This is a genomic window from Streptomyces luteogriseus, assembly GCF_014205055.1.
Lineage (GTDB): Bacteria > Actinomycetota > Actinomycetes > Streptomycetales > Streptomycetaceae > Streptomyces > Streptomyces luteogriseus.
In genome coordinates this window covers 7395806-7409372 of sequence record NZ_JACHMS010000001.1, presented here as the reverse complement: position 1 = coordinate 7409372, position 13567 = coordinate 7395806, and the positions used below count along the sequence as shown (strand labels likewise).

General features: G+C 73.3%; 13 protein-coding genes and 2 pseudogenes. 11 read left to right on the top strand and 4 right to left on the bottom strand.

What is annotated here, in order from left to right; genetic code table 11:
• The first annotated feature begins 140 nt into the window (after positions 1 to 140).
• From BJ965_RS33100 to mug, 6 genes are all read left to right on the top strand, one after another.
• On the top strand, positions 141 to 560 hold the full coding sequence (locus BJ965_RS33100) for a GNAT family N-acetyltransferase (RefSeq protein ID WP_184913917.1): 420 nt from the start codon (positions 141 to 143) through the stop codon (positions 558 to 560).
• Positions 561 to 791: 231 nt separating this feature from the next.
• Positions 792 to 2132: a hemolysin family protein gene (locus tag BJ965_RS33095; RefSeq protein ID WP_184913915.1), complete on the top strand. Its 1341-nt coding sequence runs from the start codon at positions 792 to 794 to the stop codon at positions 2130 to 2132.
• Positions 2129 to 3142, top strand: a complete 1014-nt coding sequence (locus BJ965_RS33090) for a hemolysin family protein (protein ID WP_184913913.1) — start codon at positions 2129 to 2131, stop codon at positions 3140 to 3142. The genes BJ965_RS33095 and BJ965_RS33090 overlap by 4 nt, the downstream gene beginning before the upstream one ends.
• A 208-nt stretch (positions 3143 to 3350) precedes the next feature.
• Entirely contained in the window at positions 3351 to 4130 is a 780-nt protein-coding gene (locus BJ965_RS33085) for an SGNH/GDSL hydrolase family protein (RefSeq protein WP_184913912.1), read from the top strand.
• A gap of 92 nt (positions 4131 to 4222) precedes the next feature.
• Complete coding sequence (gene purB / locus BJ965_RS33080) at positions 4223 to 5665, top strand: adenylosuccinate lyase (protein WP_184913910.1); 1443 nt, start codon at positions 4223 to 4225, stop codon at positions 5663 to 5665.
• 13 nt (positions 5666 to 5678) lie between these two features.
• Positions 5679 to 6224, top strand: a complete 546-nt coding sequence (mug, locus tag BJ965_RS33075) for a G/U mismatch-specific DNA glycosylase (RefSeq protein ID WP_184913908.1) — start codon at positions 5679 to 5681, stop codon at positions 6222 to 6224.
• 4 nt (positions 6225 to 6228) lie between these two features.
• Here mug and BJ965_RS33070 read toward each other — a convergent pair whose 3' ends face one another.
• Together BJ965_RS33070 and BJ965_RS40530 are read right to left on the bottom strand one after the other, a co-directional pair.
• The gene (locus BJ965_RS33070) at positions 6229 to 6660 is read right to left on the bottom strand and encodes a hypothetical protein (RefSeq protein WP_184913905.1); all 432 of its coding nucleotides are present in this window, start codon (positions 6658 to 6660) and stop codon (positions 6229 to 6231) included.
• Positions 6661 to 6715: 55 nt separating this feature from the next.
• Positions 6716 to 6895 (bottom strand): annotated as a pseudogene (locus BJ965_RS40530) (ABC transporter permease); the annotation flags it as partial.
• Positions 6896 to 6967: 72 nt separating this feature from the next.
• Here BJ965_RS40530 and BJ965_RS33065 point away from each other — a divergent pair.
• Positions 6968 to 7161, top strand: a pseudogene (locus tag BJ965_RS33065) (response regulator transcription factor); the annotation flags it as partial.
• 89 nt (positions 7162 to 7250) lie between these two features.
• Entirely contained in the window at positions 7251 to 8399 is a 1149-nt protein-coding gene (locus BJ965_RS33060; RefSeq protein ID WP_184913903.1) for an ROK family transcriptional regulator, read from the top strand.
• A gap of 100 nt (positions 8400 to 8499) precedes the next feature.
• Here the strand turns inward: BJ965_RS33060 and BJ965_RS33055 are convergent, their stop codons facing one another.
• Positions 8500 to 9261 carry a GntR family transcriptional regulator gene (locus tag BJ965_RS33055; RefSeq protein ID WP_184913901.1) on the bottom strand — a complete coding sequence of 254 codons (762 nt, stop codon included), beginning with the start codon at positions 9259 to 9261 and terminating at the stop codon, positions 8500 to 8502.
• Positions 9262 to 9428: 167 nt separating this feature from the next.
• Entirely contained in the window at positions 9429 to 10310 is an 882-nt protein-coding gene (locus tag BJ965_RS33050; protein ID WP_184913898.1) for an RNA polymerase sigma-70 factor, read from the bottom strand.
• A gap of 109 nt (positions 10311 to 10419) precedes the next feature.
• Between BJ965_RS33050 and BJ965_RS33045 the strand changes: the two genes are divergently transcribed.
• The 3 genes from BJ965_RS33045 (at position 10420) to pdxR (ending at position 13515) form a co-directional block, all read left to right on the top strand.
• A complete protein-coding gene (locus BJ965_RS33045; protein WP_184917772.1) occupies positions 10420 to 11073 on the top strand; it encodes an NADPH-dependent F420 reductase in 654 nt (217 codons plus the stop codon).
• Positions 11074 to 11180: 107 nt separating this feature from the next.
• Complete coding sequence (locus tag BJ965_RS33040; protein ID WP_184913896.1) at positions 11181 to 12011, top strand: alpha/beta fold hydrolase; 831 nt, start codon at positions 11181 to 11183, stop codon at positions 12009 to 12011.
• 64 nt (positions 12012 to 12075) lie between these two features.
• The gene (gene pdxR, locus BJ965_RS33035; RefSeq protein ID WP_184913894.1) at positions 12076 to 13515 is read left to right on the top strand and encodes a MocR-like pyridoxine biosynthesis transcription factor PdxR; all 1440 of its coding nucleotides are present in this window, start codon (positions 12076 to 12078) and stop codon (positions 13513 to 13515) included.
• Positions 13516 to 13567 lie beyond the last annotated feature (52 nt).

The window sequence follows — 13567 nt, the reverse complement described above, 5'->3', positions numbered from 1 at the left end:
GCCCGAGCGGTCCGTCCCGCCGGTCATCGCCCTCGCCTCGCGGCCGGCGGAAGCCCGGGGCCCCGCCGGTCCCGCTCCCGACCGCGCCCGGGACGGAATCCGGTTCGCCAGACCGGCGAGCACTCTGCTTGGCTCGCCCCATGAGCGATCTTCACATCCGCCGCGCCACTCTTTCGGACATCGATACCGTGCTGCGGTTCTGGCGCGACGCCGCGGAAGGAACGAGCATCAGCGACGACCACGACGGCGTGACCCGACTCCTCACACGAGACCCCGAAGCCCTGCTCCTCGCGGAGCGCGACGGCGTCCTCACCGGCACCGTCATAGCCGGCTTCGACGGATGGCGATGCTCCGCCTACCGACTGGCCGTCCACCCTGACCACCGCCGGCAGGGCATCGCCACCGCCCTGCTGGAAGCAGCCGAGGAACGCTTCGCCGCCCTGGGCGGGCGACGCGTCGACGCCATGGTCCTGGAAGCCAACGATCAGGCCCACCACGCATGGGCCGCCAGTGGCTACCATCGCGAGGACCACTGGCGGCGCTGGGTCAAGGCGCTGTAGATCACGTTCGCGCTGCTCGCGCCCACGGTCGTGGTCGCGGCCACGCCTACGTGCTCGCCTCCACGCCCTCGTGCTCCGGCCCAGGAAAAGGACTTTGCCCATCCTTTACCCTTGATTGGCCACTCGGTTCTGCATGAAAGGTTGTGAGCGTCCGCCCATGGGCGAGCCTCCCCGTGCGCGACACCGCGCGTTCCGCCCCGTCCTGGAGAACCATGGAACGGGGGTGAACCGATGACCGAAGTACTCCTCCTCCTGGCGGCGATCCTGCTCTCGCTCGCCTGCGGCGCCTTCGTGGCCGCCGAGTTCTCCCTCACCACGGTCGAGCGGGCCGAGCTGGAGCAGGCCGTGGAGCGCGGCGAGCGGGGTGCGCAGGGGGCGCTGAAGGCCGTACGGAATCTGACGTTCCAGCTCTCCGGCGCACAGCTCGGCATCACGGTCACGAACCTGGTGGTCGGCATGCTCGCCGAGCCGTCGATCGCCGCCATGATCGCCGGGCCGCTGGAGGACCTCGGCGTCTCACGCTCGGCGTCGCACAGCGTCGCGCTGGTGCTCGGTACGGCCGCGTCGACGGTGTTCCTGATGGTCGTCGGCGAGCTGGTGCCGAAGAACTGGGCGATCTCCTCGCCGCTGACCGTCGCCAAGACCGTGGGCAACGCGCAGCGCTGGTTCAGTGCCGCGTTCCGGCCCTTCATCACGCACCTCAACAACACGGCGAACCGGGTCGTGCGGCGGATCGGTGTCGAGCCCGCGGAGGAGCTCGCCTCGGCGCGCGGGCCGCAGGAGCTGGCGGCCCTGGCCCGGCACTCCGCGAAGGAGGGCGCCCTGGAGCCCGACACCGCCGAGCTCTTCGTGCGGACCCTGAACCTCGCCGACCTGACCGCGGAGAACGTGATGACGCCCCGGGTGCAGGTCGTCGCGCTGGAGATGCAGGCGACCCTGGAGGACGTCGCCAACGCGACCCGGGCGACCGGTCTGTCCCGGTTCCCCGTCTACCGCGGGACCCTCGACTCGGTCGTCGGAACGGCCCACGTCAAGGACGTGCTGGCGGTGCCCGCCGAGCGCCGCACCCGGATCTACGTCTCCGAGCTGATGCGCGAGCCGCTGCTGGTCCCGGAGTCGCTCACCGTCGACCGGCTCCTGGACCGGCTCTCCGGCAAACGGACGATGGCCGTCGTGATCGACGAGTACGGCGGCACGGCGGGCGTGGCCACGCTGGAGGACATCGTCGAGGAGGTCGTCGGCGAGGTCCGTGACGAGCACGACCCGCACGAGACCCCCGACCTGGCCGCGGCCGGCACGGACGAGTCCGGGCACGCGCTGTACTCGGCCGACGGCTCCGCCCGCGTGGACCACCTGGAACGCGTCGGGCTGCGCGTCCCGGAGGGGCCCTACGAGACGCTCGCCGGACTGGTGGCCACGGTGCTCGGCCGGATACCCGCCGCCGGAGACACCCTGGAGGTCGCCGGCTGGCACCTGGAGGTCCTGGACGCGACGGGGCGCCGCGCCGCCCGCGTCCGGCTGCGCGCCCCCCTCGACGACCACGAGCCCGACGAGAAGGGGGTGGAGCTGTGACCGTCGTCCAGCTGCTGATCGGACTGGCGACGCTCGTCGTCAACGCCTTCTTCGTCGGTGCGGAGTTCGCGCTGACCTCCGTGCGCCGCAGCCAGATCGAGCCCTACGCCGACCAGGGCGACCGGCGCGCGAAGAGCGTGCTGTGGGGCCTGGAGCACGTGTCCGCGCTGATGGCCGCCGCCCAGCTCGGCATCACGCTGTGCACGCTGGTGCTGGGCGTGGTGGCCGAGCCCGCGATCGCGCATCTGCTGGAGCCGGTGTTCCACGCGGTGGGCGTGCCCGAGGGCGCGGGGCACGCGGTGTCCTTCGTGATCGCGCTGGCCCTCGCGACCTATCTGCACATGCTGCTCGGCGAGATGGTGCCGAAGAACATCGCGCTCGCCGAGCCGGTGCGCAGCGCGCTGGCGCTCGGACCGCCCCTGGTGGCGCTGTCCCGGGCGCTGCGCCCGGTGATCTTCACGGTGAACGCGTGCGCGAACGCCCTGCTGAAGCTGCTGCGGGTCGAGGCCCGGGAGGAGGTCGCCGCCTCCTACTCGGACGCCGAGATAGCGCAGATCGTGAAGGACTCCAGCGAGGCCGGCCTGATCGACGACCGGGCCCAGGAGCGGCTGCGCGACGCGCTGGAGCTGGGCCGCCGTCCGGTGCGGGACGTGGTGATGCCGCTGGAGGACGTGGTGTACGCGAGCGTCGGCATCACGCCGGAGGAACTGGAGCGGCTGTCCGCGGAGTCCGGGTTCTCCCGTTTCCCGGTGGTGGACGAGGGACGGCGGATCGTGGGCTACCTGCATGTGAAGGACGCCCTGGACGCCGCCGGGCGGGACGTGCCGTTCCGGCTGCGTGACATGCGGTCCATCGCCCGCGTTCGGGAGCACACGCCACTGGACGACGTCCTCACGGCGATGCGGGGCAGCCGTACACATCTCGCCGCGGTCCTCGGGACGGACGGGCGGATGGCCGGGCTGGTGACCATGGAGGACGTGCTGCGGGAGCTGTTCGGCCAGCGGACGTGAGGGAGAGGCGGAACGCCGGGACCGCCGCCCTACGGGGCCGCTCGAGCAGTGTTCCGCGGAACACACCGTGCGACACCCTGCCCGCCGAGCGGCAGACCTGCGAGGGCGTCGGGCGCGGGACGGCCGTGCGGCCGTGCGCCGTGTGCGGGGGGGGATCCCCGGACCGACCGACTGCTGGGTATGTGCACGGGATACCATTTCCGTCGCCATGCAGACGAACCCCACCTACAGCAGCCTGGTCGCCGTCGGCGACTCCTTCACCGAGGGCATGTCGGACCTGATGCCCGACGGCACCTACCGGGGCTGGGCCGACCTGCTCGCCGCGCGGATGGCCGCCCGGACCCCCGGCTTCCGGTACGCCAACCTCGCCGTGCGCGGCAAGCTGATCCAGCAGATCGTCGACGAGCAGGTCGACGTCGCGGCTGCCATGGGCGCCGACGTGATCACCCTGGTCGGCGGGCTCAACGACACGCTGCGGCCCAAGTGCGACATGGTCCGGGTCCGCGGACTCCTGGAGGAGGCCGTGGAGAAGCTGGCCCCCGCCTGCCGGCAGCTCGTCCTGATGCGCAGCCCTGGCCGGCAGGGCCCCGTCCTGAAGCGGTTCCGGCCGCGCATGGAGGAACTGTTCGCCTGCGTCGACGAGCTGGCCGCCCGGCATGGCGCGATCGTCGTCGACCTGTACCGCGCGCCGTCCCTGAGCGACCCGCGGATGTGGGACGTGGACCGGCTGCACCTCACGGCCGAGGGGCACCGCCGGGTCGCGGAGGCGGTGTGGCAGACGCTGGGCCACGACCCCGAGGACGCCGAGTGGCACATGCCGATGCCGGCGACATTGCCGCCGGGCTGGGTCATGCGGCGGGTGGCGGACGCGCGGTTCGCGCGGCAGCACCTGCTGCCGTGGATAGGCCGCCGTCTGACAGGCCGCTCCTCGGGCGACGGACTTCCCCCGAAGCGGCCCGAGCTGCTGCCGTACGAGGACCGGGCGTAGCCGCAGGTGGAGGCGGCCCCGGCGCTCTCGTAGGTTCCAACAAGGACACCCGCGGCGCTGGCCTGCACGAATCGCCAGTAGAATCCGTGCACGTGACTTCCGCTCCCGCCAAGCCCCGCATCCCGAACGTCCTCGCCGGACGCTACGCCTCCACCGAGCTCGCCACGCTCTGGTCGCCCGAGCAGAAGGTGAAGCTGGAGCGGCAGCTCTGGCTCGCCGTGCTGCGGGCCCAGAAGGACCTCGGGATCGAGGTGCCGGACGCGGCGCTCGCCGACTACGAGCGTGTCCTCGACACCGTCGACCTGGCCTCGATCGCCGAGCGCGAGAAGGTCACGCGGCACGACGTCAAGGCGCGGATCGAGGAGTTCAACGACCTCGCCGGGCACGAGCACGTGCACAAGGGCATGACCTCCCGCGACCTCACCGAGAACGTCGAGCAGCTCCAGATCCGCCTCTCGCTGGAGCTGGTGCGCGACCGCACGGTCGCCGTCCTGGCCCGGCTCGGCAAGCTGGCCGGCGAGTACGGCGAGCTGGTCATGGCCGGCCGCTCGCACAACGTCGCCGCACAGGCCACCACCCTCGGCAAGCGCTTCGCCACCGCCACCGACGAACTGCTCGTCGCGTACGGCCGGGTCGAGGAGCTGCTGGGCCGTTACCCGCTGCGCGGCATCAAGGGCCCGGTCGGCACCGCGCAGGACATGCTGGACCTGCTGGGCGGGGACGCCGCGAAGCTCGCGGACCTGGAGCAGCGGATCGCCACGCACCTGGGCTTCTCTCAGGCGTTCACCTCGGTCGGCCAGGTCTACCCGCGCTCGCTGGACTACGAGGTCGTGACGGCGCTGGTGCAGCTTGCGGCGGCCCCGTCGTCGCTGGCCAAGACGATCCGGCTGATGGCCGGGCACGAGCTGGTCACCGAGGGCTTCAAGCCCGGCCAGGTCGGCTCCTCGGCGATGCCGCACAAGATGAACACCCGCTCCTGCGAGCGCGTCAACGGCCTGATGGTGATCCTGCGCGGCTACGCCTCGATGACCGGCGAGCTGGCGGGCGACCAGTGGAACGAGGGCGACGTGTCCTGCTCGGTGGTGCGCCGGGTCGCGCTGCCGGACGCGTTCTTCGCGCTGGACGGTCTGCTGGAGACGTTCCTGACGGTGCTCGACGAGTTCGGCGCGTTCCCGGCGGTCGTCGCCCGTGAGCTGGACCGCTACCTGCCGTTCCTCGCCACCACCAAGGTGCTCATGGGCTCCGTGCGCGCGGGTGTCGGCCGGGAGCTCGCGCACGAGGCGATCAAGGAGAACGCCGTCGCCTCCGCGCTCGCCATGCGAGAGCAGGGCGCCGAGCGCAACGAGCTGCTCGACAAGCTGGCCGCCGACCCGCGCATCCCGCTGGACCGGGACCAGCTGGACGCGCTGATGGCCGACAAGCTGTCCTTCACCGGTGCCGCGGGCGACCAGGTCGCCGCCGTCGTCGCCCGGGTCGAGGAGATCGTGAAGCAGCACCCCCAGGGCGCGGGCTACACGCCCGGCGCGATCCTCTGACGCACCTTTCCTGATGGCTCGTTTCACGCCCGAGGAGCTCGAGGCCGCCCGCGACCGCGTCGTGCCCGACGTGGTCGCGGAGGGTCTGCACGTCCTGTTCTGCGGCATCAACCCGGGCCTGATGACGGCCGCGACGGGCCATCACTTCGCCCGCCCGGGCAACCGCTTCTGGCCGGTGCTGCACCGGTCCGGATTCACGCCGCGGCTGCTGAAGCCGTCCGAGCAGCGGGAGTTGCTGTCGTACGGGCTCGGCATCACCAACGTGGTGGCGCGGGCCTCCGCGCGGGCCGACGAGCTGAGCGCCGAGGAGTACCGGGAGGGCGGGCGGCTGCTCGCTGCGAAGGTGGAGCGGCTGCGGCCGCGTTGGCTGGCCGTGGTGGGGGTGACCGCGTACCGCGCGGCCTTCGACGACCGCAAGGCGCAGGTGGGCCCGCAGTCGCGGACGATCGGGGACACGCGCGTGTGGGTGCTGCCCAATCCGAGCGGGCTGAACGCGCACTGGACGCTCGACACGATGGCCGAGGAGTTCGCACGGCTGCGGGAAGCCGCCGGGGGGTGATCCCCTACGGGGGGTCCGCCTCCGTGACCAGAGCCAGCAGCTGGACCTCCCGCGACGCGTCCCGGTCCGCGACCGCCACGGCGACCCAGCGGCCCGTGCCCTCCACCTCCCACAGATGGGCCACACCCGCCCGCGCGCTCAACTCCGCCCACGGCGCGGGTATCTCCTCCCGCGCGGTGCGCAACAGCACGGTCTGCAGGTTGTACGGAGGCGTGTCGCCCCAGCGGGAGGCGAGGTGCTCGTAGACGGCGTCGCGGTCCTTCTCGTACTGGTCGATCGTCACCGCCCTGGTCGCCGGAGCGTCGTCGGCCGCTGCCTCTAACACCGCGACGTGGTGACCGGGCCCCGAGACGCCGACGTCCGACGGGCCGTGCTCCGCCGGAAAGGGGCGGTGGCACAGCTCGTCGATGAGGGCGAGGTGCTGTGCGATGTTCATGGGTCCAGTAAACCCGCCCCCACTGACACTTGGCGGGGCATCAGCCGGTCCGCGCTCAGGCGTCCCTGCGGCGCACGCTCCAGGCTCCCGCCAATAGGGCGCGGCCGTCCACAACGCGGTCACCGCGAGCCCCGGACCGCAGGCCCGGCGTGCCGTCGTACGTCTCCCTGAGCGCCAACGGCCCGGCCTTGTCGGGCAGGAAGCCGGCGACGGTGACCGTGGCGTCGCCGATCACCCCGTCACCAGCCCCGCGAGGTCCGCCGGTACGGAGATGAGCCGCCACGGGCGCGTCGTGCACGCGGTGCGGCTGACCGGGCGCGAGGCCGAGGTGCTGCGGCTGATGGCGCGGGCCTGTCGGACGCGGAGATCGCCGCCCGGCTGGTCGTGGGGACCGGGACGGTGACGTCGCATGTCAGCGCGGTGCCGGCGAAGTCGGGGGCACGGGACCGCACCCAGGCGGTGATCGCGGCACGGGAGTCGGGCTTCGTGGCCCCGGGCTGATCACCGACGTCCGGTGCCCGCCCCTCGCCGGGGTGTGCCCTGCCGAAGTACGATCCGGCCAACACGCGCACGACCTGGGAGGACGGACGGTGGGGCGGCTGACCGGCGGGGATCCCTCGCTGCTGCGAAGGATCAACTCCGCGGTGGTGCTGCACGCGCTGCGCGCCACGGACTGCGCGACGCTGACCGAGATCACCCGGGTGACGGGGCTGTCGCGGCCGACCGTGGAGGGCGTCGTCGAAGGGCTCATCGAGGCCGGGCTCGTCGTCGAGAAGGCCGCCGAGGAGGGCGCCGCCCGGCGGCAGGGGCGTCCGGCGCGGCGGTTCCGGTTCCGGGCCGAGGCCGGACATCTGCTCGGGCTGGAGATCGGGGCGCACCGGGTGGCCGCGCTGCTGTCCGACCTGGACGGCCGGGTGATCGGCTCCCAGGCCAAGGAGGTGCCCGAGACGGCGGGGGCCGATGAGCGGCTGGAGCGGCTGCGCGGGGCCGTCGCCGAGTTGCTGCGGCGGGCCGGCGTCGCGCGCGGCTCGCTGCGGGCCGTGGGCGTGGCGACGCCCGGGATCGTCGAGGCCGACGGCACGGTGCGGCTGGGCACGGCGCTGCCGGGGTGGACGGGGCTGCGGCTGGGCGAGCGTCTCGGCCGGTCGTTCAAGTGCCCGGTCCTGGTGGAGAACGACGCCAACGCGGCGGCCGTCGCCGAGCACTGGAAGGGTGCGGCCACCGAGTCGGACGACGTGGTGTTCGTGCTGGCGGGGCTCAGCCCGGGCGCCGGTTCGCTGATCGGGGGCCGGCTGCACCGGGGCTACGGCGGAGCGGCCGGCGAGATCGGCGCGCTGCATCTGCTGGGCCGGGGGGTGACGCCCGAGACGCTCCTGTCCACCACGGACGAGCCTCTCCACCCGCTCGACGAGCAGGCCGTCGCCGAGGTCTTCGCGCAGGCCCGCGAGGGCGACCAGCGGGCCCGGGCGGCCGTGGACCGCTTCAATCAGCGCCTGGTCCACGACGTGGCGGCCCTCGTCCTCGCCCTGGACCCGGAGCTGGTCGTCATCGGCGGCTGGGCGGCGGGCCTGGACGGCGTCCTGGCCCCCCTCCGCGAGGAACTCGCCCGCTACTGCCTGCGCCCCCCGGAGGTCACCCTCTCCGCCCTGGGAGACGCGGCCGTGGCGACCGGCGCCCTGCGCCTGGCCCTGGACCACGTGGAGGAGCAGCTGTTCGCGGTGGAGCAACGTCCCCTTTAGGGGCGCGGGGCTGCACTGATGTGCGGCTCGGCCGCGTGGACGCGACCAGCCACGACGCTCCCGGCAGCCCCGTCGAGCACCGCACCCCGGTCCCGAACGGTCAGGACGCCTTCTGCCGAGGCCCGGCGTGGATCTCCACGTCACCCGAGTCACCGAAGGTCAACCGGCACGTGTCAGCCCGGTACGTCGCCACCGACAAGGCGGACGTGCGCCCCCCGGCCACGAACCGGGTGGTCACCACCAGCACGGGCGCTCCCGGCAGCCGGTCCAGTTCCTTCGCCTCGCCGGCCCCCGCGGAGCCCAGCTCCACCGCGTTCTCCTGCCGCTCCAGCTCCAGCCGCTGAAGCTCCCGCAGCACCGCACGCGCGCGTGCCGCTCCGGACGGCGCGTCGATGCCGGAGAGCTCGGGCACCGAGGTCTGCGGGATGTACAGCAGTTCCGCGGCCACCGGCCGGCCGTGCGAGACGCGGGAGCGCCGCACGATGTGCACGGGCTCGTCGCGGCCGGTCTCCAGGGCGTCGGCGACGGCCGCCGGGGGCACGGCCGTGGTGCAGTCGGCGGGCTGCCAGGCGTCGTCGGGGCCGCCCGGCCAGGTGTGCGGGCCGGTGCCGAGGGAGACGCCCATGCGGGGCGGTGCGACGGTCGTCCCGACACCGCGGCGGCGCTGCAGCCTGCCTTCGAGTTCGAGCTGCTCCAGTGCCTGGCGGAGCGTGGCGCGGGCGACGCCGAAGCGGGCCGCGAGGTCGCGTTCGTTGGGCAGGATCTCGCCCACCGCGAACTCCGAGTCGAGCGCTTGACTGAGCACCGTCTTCAGATGCCAGTACTTCGGTTCCTGCACCGATTCCAGCTGCGTGGTCCCCACCCTGTCCTCCGCAATCGCCGTGGTCGGCGGCGTTTTAGCGCCCTTGTTTATTAAAGGTTGTTGCACTTCTCTGCGACCATAGGGCGGCCCTGATCCTTGGTCAAGACCAATGGCCGGGAACGTTCACGGCGCCGCACCAGGGGCCGCTGACCGGCCTGGCGGCGTGTCTAGGCGGCCAGTGACCGCAGCTTGTCGGGGTTGCGGACGATGTAGACCGACTGCACGCGGCCGTCGGCCACGTCGAGCTGGAAGACGGAGTCGGGCCTGCCGCCGGACAGGATCAGCGCGGCCGGGCCGCCGTTGAGCTCCAGGAAGCGCACGGACAGGCCCGGGAGGCTCTTCTGCGCCACGCCGATGAGGAAGCGGCCCACCTTGTCGGCGGTCCGCAGGACCCGCAGCGGCGCCTGCGACTTGCCGCCACTGTCACCGACGAGCCGGACCTCCGGGGCGAGCAGCGCCATCAGGCCCTCGAGGTCGCCGTCGGCCGCCGCGGCGAGGAACCGCTCGGTGAGGTCGCGGCGCTCGGCGGGGTCGACGTCGTAGCGTGGGCGCCGTTCCTCGACGTGTTTGCGGGCCCGCCCGGCCAGCTGGCGCACCGCCGGTTCGCCGCGCTCGAGCATGGCGGCGATGTCGGCATAGGGGAAGGCGAAGGCCTCGCGCAGCACGAACACGGCCCGCTCCAGCGGTGACAGGGACTCCAGGACCACGAGGACGGCGAGGGAGACGGAGTCGGCCAGAACGGCACGCTCGGCGGTGTCGGGCACGGTGTCGCCGAAGTCGGTGACGTACGGCTCGGGCAGCCAGGGGCCGACGTACGTCTCGCCGCGTGCCTTGATCTGGCGCAGACGGTCGATGGCGAGCCGGGTGGTGATCCGCACCAGGTAGCCGCGCGGTTCGCGCACGTCGTCGCGAGGCGTGCCGGTCCAGCGCAGCCAGGCCTCCTGGACCACGTCCTCCGCGTCGGCGACGCGTCCCAGCATGCGGTAGGCGACGCCCAGCAGGACGGGGCGGTGCGCTTCGAAGGCGTCGGTGGCGGTCTCGGTGGTCACGGCTCCATCCCAGCCCACCGATGGTGCCCTGTCCAGGCGGAACCGCCCCTTCCCGGACAGAATGGCCGGACGGACGCCGGTGATCGGCGGCACGGCTGCGGAGGTGGCGATGCGGTACGCGGTGCTGGGCACGGGGCAGGTCGGGCGCACGCTCGGCGGACGGCTGGTGGAGCTGGGCCACGAGGTGCGGCTCGGCTCGCGCACGCGGGACAACACGGCCGCCGTGCAGTGGGTCGCCTCGGCCGGTCCGAGGGCGGGCGCGGGGACGTTCGCCGAGGCGGCGGAGTTCGGTGAGGTCGTGGTGAACGCGGTCGGCGGGCGGGTGGCGCTCGCCGCACTGGAGGCCGCCGGGGCGGAGAACGTCGACGGCAAGGTCGTCGTGGACGTGTCCAACCCGCTGGCGTTCGAGGAGGGCGAGCTGCGGCTGTCCCCGGTCGAGTCGGACAGCGTGGGCGAGCAGATCCAGCGGACGTTTCCCCGGGCGCGCGTGGTGAAGTCGCTCAACACGGTCAACTGCCGGGTGATGGTGGATCCGGCCCGTGTGCCGGGCGAGCACCACGTCTTCGTCTGCGGGGACGACCCGGGCGCCAAGGAGCAGGTGACGGCGCTGCTCGGGGAGTTCGGCTGGCCCGCGGAGCGCGTCCTCGACCTGGGCGGCATCCGGGCTGCTCGCGCCGTGGAGATGTGGCTGCCCCTTTGGGTCGGTCTGTTCCAGAAGTTCGGTCACGGTGAGTTCAACCTGGAGGTGCGGCGGGCCCGTTGAGCGGTCCGGCTCCGTGAAGGTGGCGCACCCATGGGGCTACCCGCGGGTAGCAATTGCTGACAAGCTGTCTACGGCGTCCGTCAGCAAGTACAGCCGAGGAGCACCCCATGTCCGCCACCGTCTCCTTCAACGTCGCCTCCGCGCGGGGCGAGCAGAACGTGACCCTGTCCTACACCCGCCGGGGCAGCGGCGAACCGCTGCTCCTGCTGCACGGCATCGGCCACCACCGGCAGGCGTGGGAACCGGTGATCCCCGCGCTCGCGGCCGAACGCGACGTGATCGCCGTGGACCTGCCCGGCTGCGGCGATTCACCGGCGCTCCCGGACGGCATGGCGCACGACCTGCCCACGATGAGCGCGGTACTGAAGGCGCTCTTCGGGGCGCTGGAGATCGAGCGGCCGCACGTGGCGGGCAACTCGCTGGGCGGCCTGCTGGCGCTGGACCTGGCCCGGGCGAAGCTCGTCCGCTCGGTCACCGCCCTGTCCCCCGCCGGATTCTGGAACGATGCCGAGCGCCGCTACGCCTTCACCGTGCTGTCGACGATGCGGCAGATCGCCCGGCGCCTGCCACCGCCGGTGGTCGAGCGGCTGGCCCGCCCGGCCCTCGGCCGCACCCTGCTGACCAGCACCATCTACGCCCGGCCGGGCCGCAGGTCACCCGAGGCCGTGGTCGCCGAGACGCTCGCGCTCGCGAGGGCCCAGGGCTTCTCCGAGACGCTGCGCTCCGGCCGGACCGTGCAGTTCACCGACGACATCGTGGGCACACCGGTCACCGTGGCGTGGGGCAGCCGGGACCGGCTGCTCATCCCCCGCCAGGGCGTGCGCGCCAAGGGCGTGATCCCGCGGGCCCGGCTGGTGCGGCTGCCCAGATGCGGCCACGTCCCGATGAACGACGACCCGGCGCTGGTGGCCCGGGTGGTCCTCGACGGCAGCCGCTGACCCGCCCCGGGGCAGCGAACCTTCCCCGGCCTCCCCTCATGAGAACCCTCTAAGGTCTCAACTCATGAGACCAATGCGGCGGGACCCGGGCGACGGTACGGCGTCGGCCGCCTGGGAGCTGCTGCTCCCCGCCGCCTCGGCTCCGGCACGCACGCGTGGCCGTTCCCTGCAGGCGGCTCTGCGCGAGGCGGTCCGCTCGGGCCGGCTCTCGCCGGGCACCCGGCTCCCGTCGAGCCGGGACCTCGCGGCGGACCTGGGGGTCTCGCGCGGTCTGGTCACGGAGGCGTACGAGCAGCTGACGGCCGAGGGATATCTGCGCAGCGGCCGGGGCGCCGGAACCTGGGTGGGCGCGGCCGTCCGCGCCGCGCGGCCGCGGGCGCACGACCTGGCTCCGCGCATCCCCGGCGCCCGCGCGGACTTCGTGCCCGGGACGCCTGACCTGGCCCTGTTCCCGCGCGCGGCGTGGGCCGCGGCGCAGCGCGGTGTGCTGGCGGAACTGCCGCACCAGGAGCTGGGCTACCCCGATCCGCGAGGGCTGCCGAGGCTGCGGACCGCGCTGGCCGAACTGCTCGCCCGGCGGCGGGGCGTGGTGGCCGACCCGGAGCGGCTCGTGGTCGTCTCCGGGGTGGCCCAGGCGACGGCGCTGCTCGGTTTCGCGCTGCACGCGCGCGGCGTGCGCGCCGTCGGCGTGGAGGACCCCGGCAGTCCCCAGCACGACGCGCTGTACGCCTCGGCCGGCGTCACCGCCGTACCGCTGCCGCTGGACGACGAGGGTGTCGCCCTGGAGCCGCTGCGGTCCTCGGGCGTACGGGCCGTGGTGACGACTCCGGCCCACCAGTTCCCCACCGGCCTCGCCTACTCGGCCCGGCGGCGCGCGGAACTGCTGGACTGGGCGCGGGCGGTGGACGGCATCGTCCTGGAGGACGACTACGACGGCGACTTCCGTTACGACCGTGCTCCCGTCGGCGCGCTCCAGGGCCTCGACCCGGACCACGTGGCCTACACCGGCTCGGTCAGCAAGTCCCTCGCGCCAGGACTGCGGCTGGGCTGGCTGCTGGTGCCGGAGTCCTGGACGGAGGAGATCGTGGAGCGCAAACGCACGATGGATCTCGGCCACCCGGCCCTCGACCAGGCCCTGTTCGCCCGGTTCCTGGAGCGCGGCGACTACGACCGCCAGTTGCGGCGCTGCCAGCGCGCCTACCGCGACCGGCGCGACGCGCTGGTCGCCGCCCTGGACGCGCACTTCCCCGGATCGCAGGTGTCCGGGATCGCCGCGGGCCTGCACGTGATCGCCACGCTGCCGCGGCGGTACGGGCCCGTGGAGCGGTTCCTCGCACGGGTGGCGGAGGCGGGGGTCGCGGTGCGCCCGCTCTCGGCCTACGCCCACACGCCGGCCGGGCCCGAGGGGGACGAGGAGATCCGGCTCGTCCTGGGCTACGCCCATGTGCCGCCCGCCCGGATCGCCGAGGGCGTGCGTCTGATGGCCGAGGCGGCGACCGGGTGAGCCGACCGGTTCGTGCGTTCCCTCACCCTGCGGTCAGTTGTTCACTTGGGGT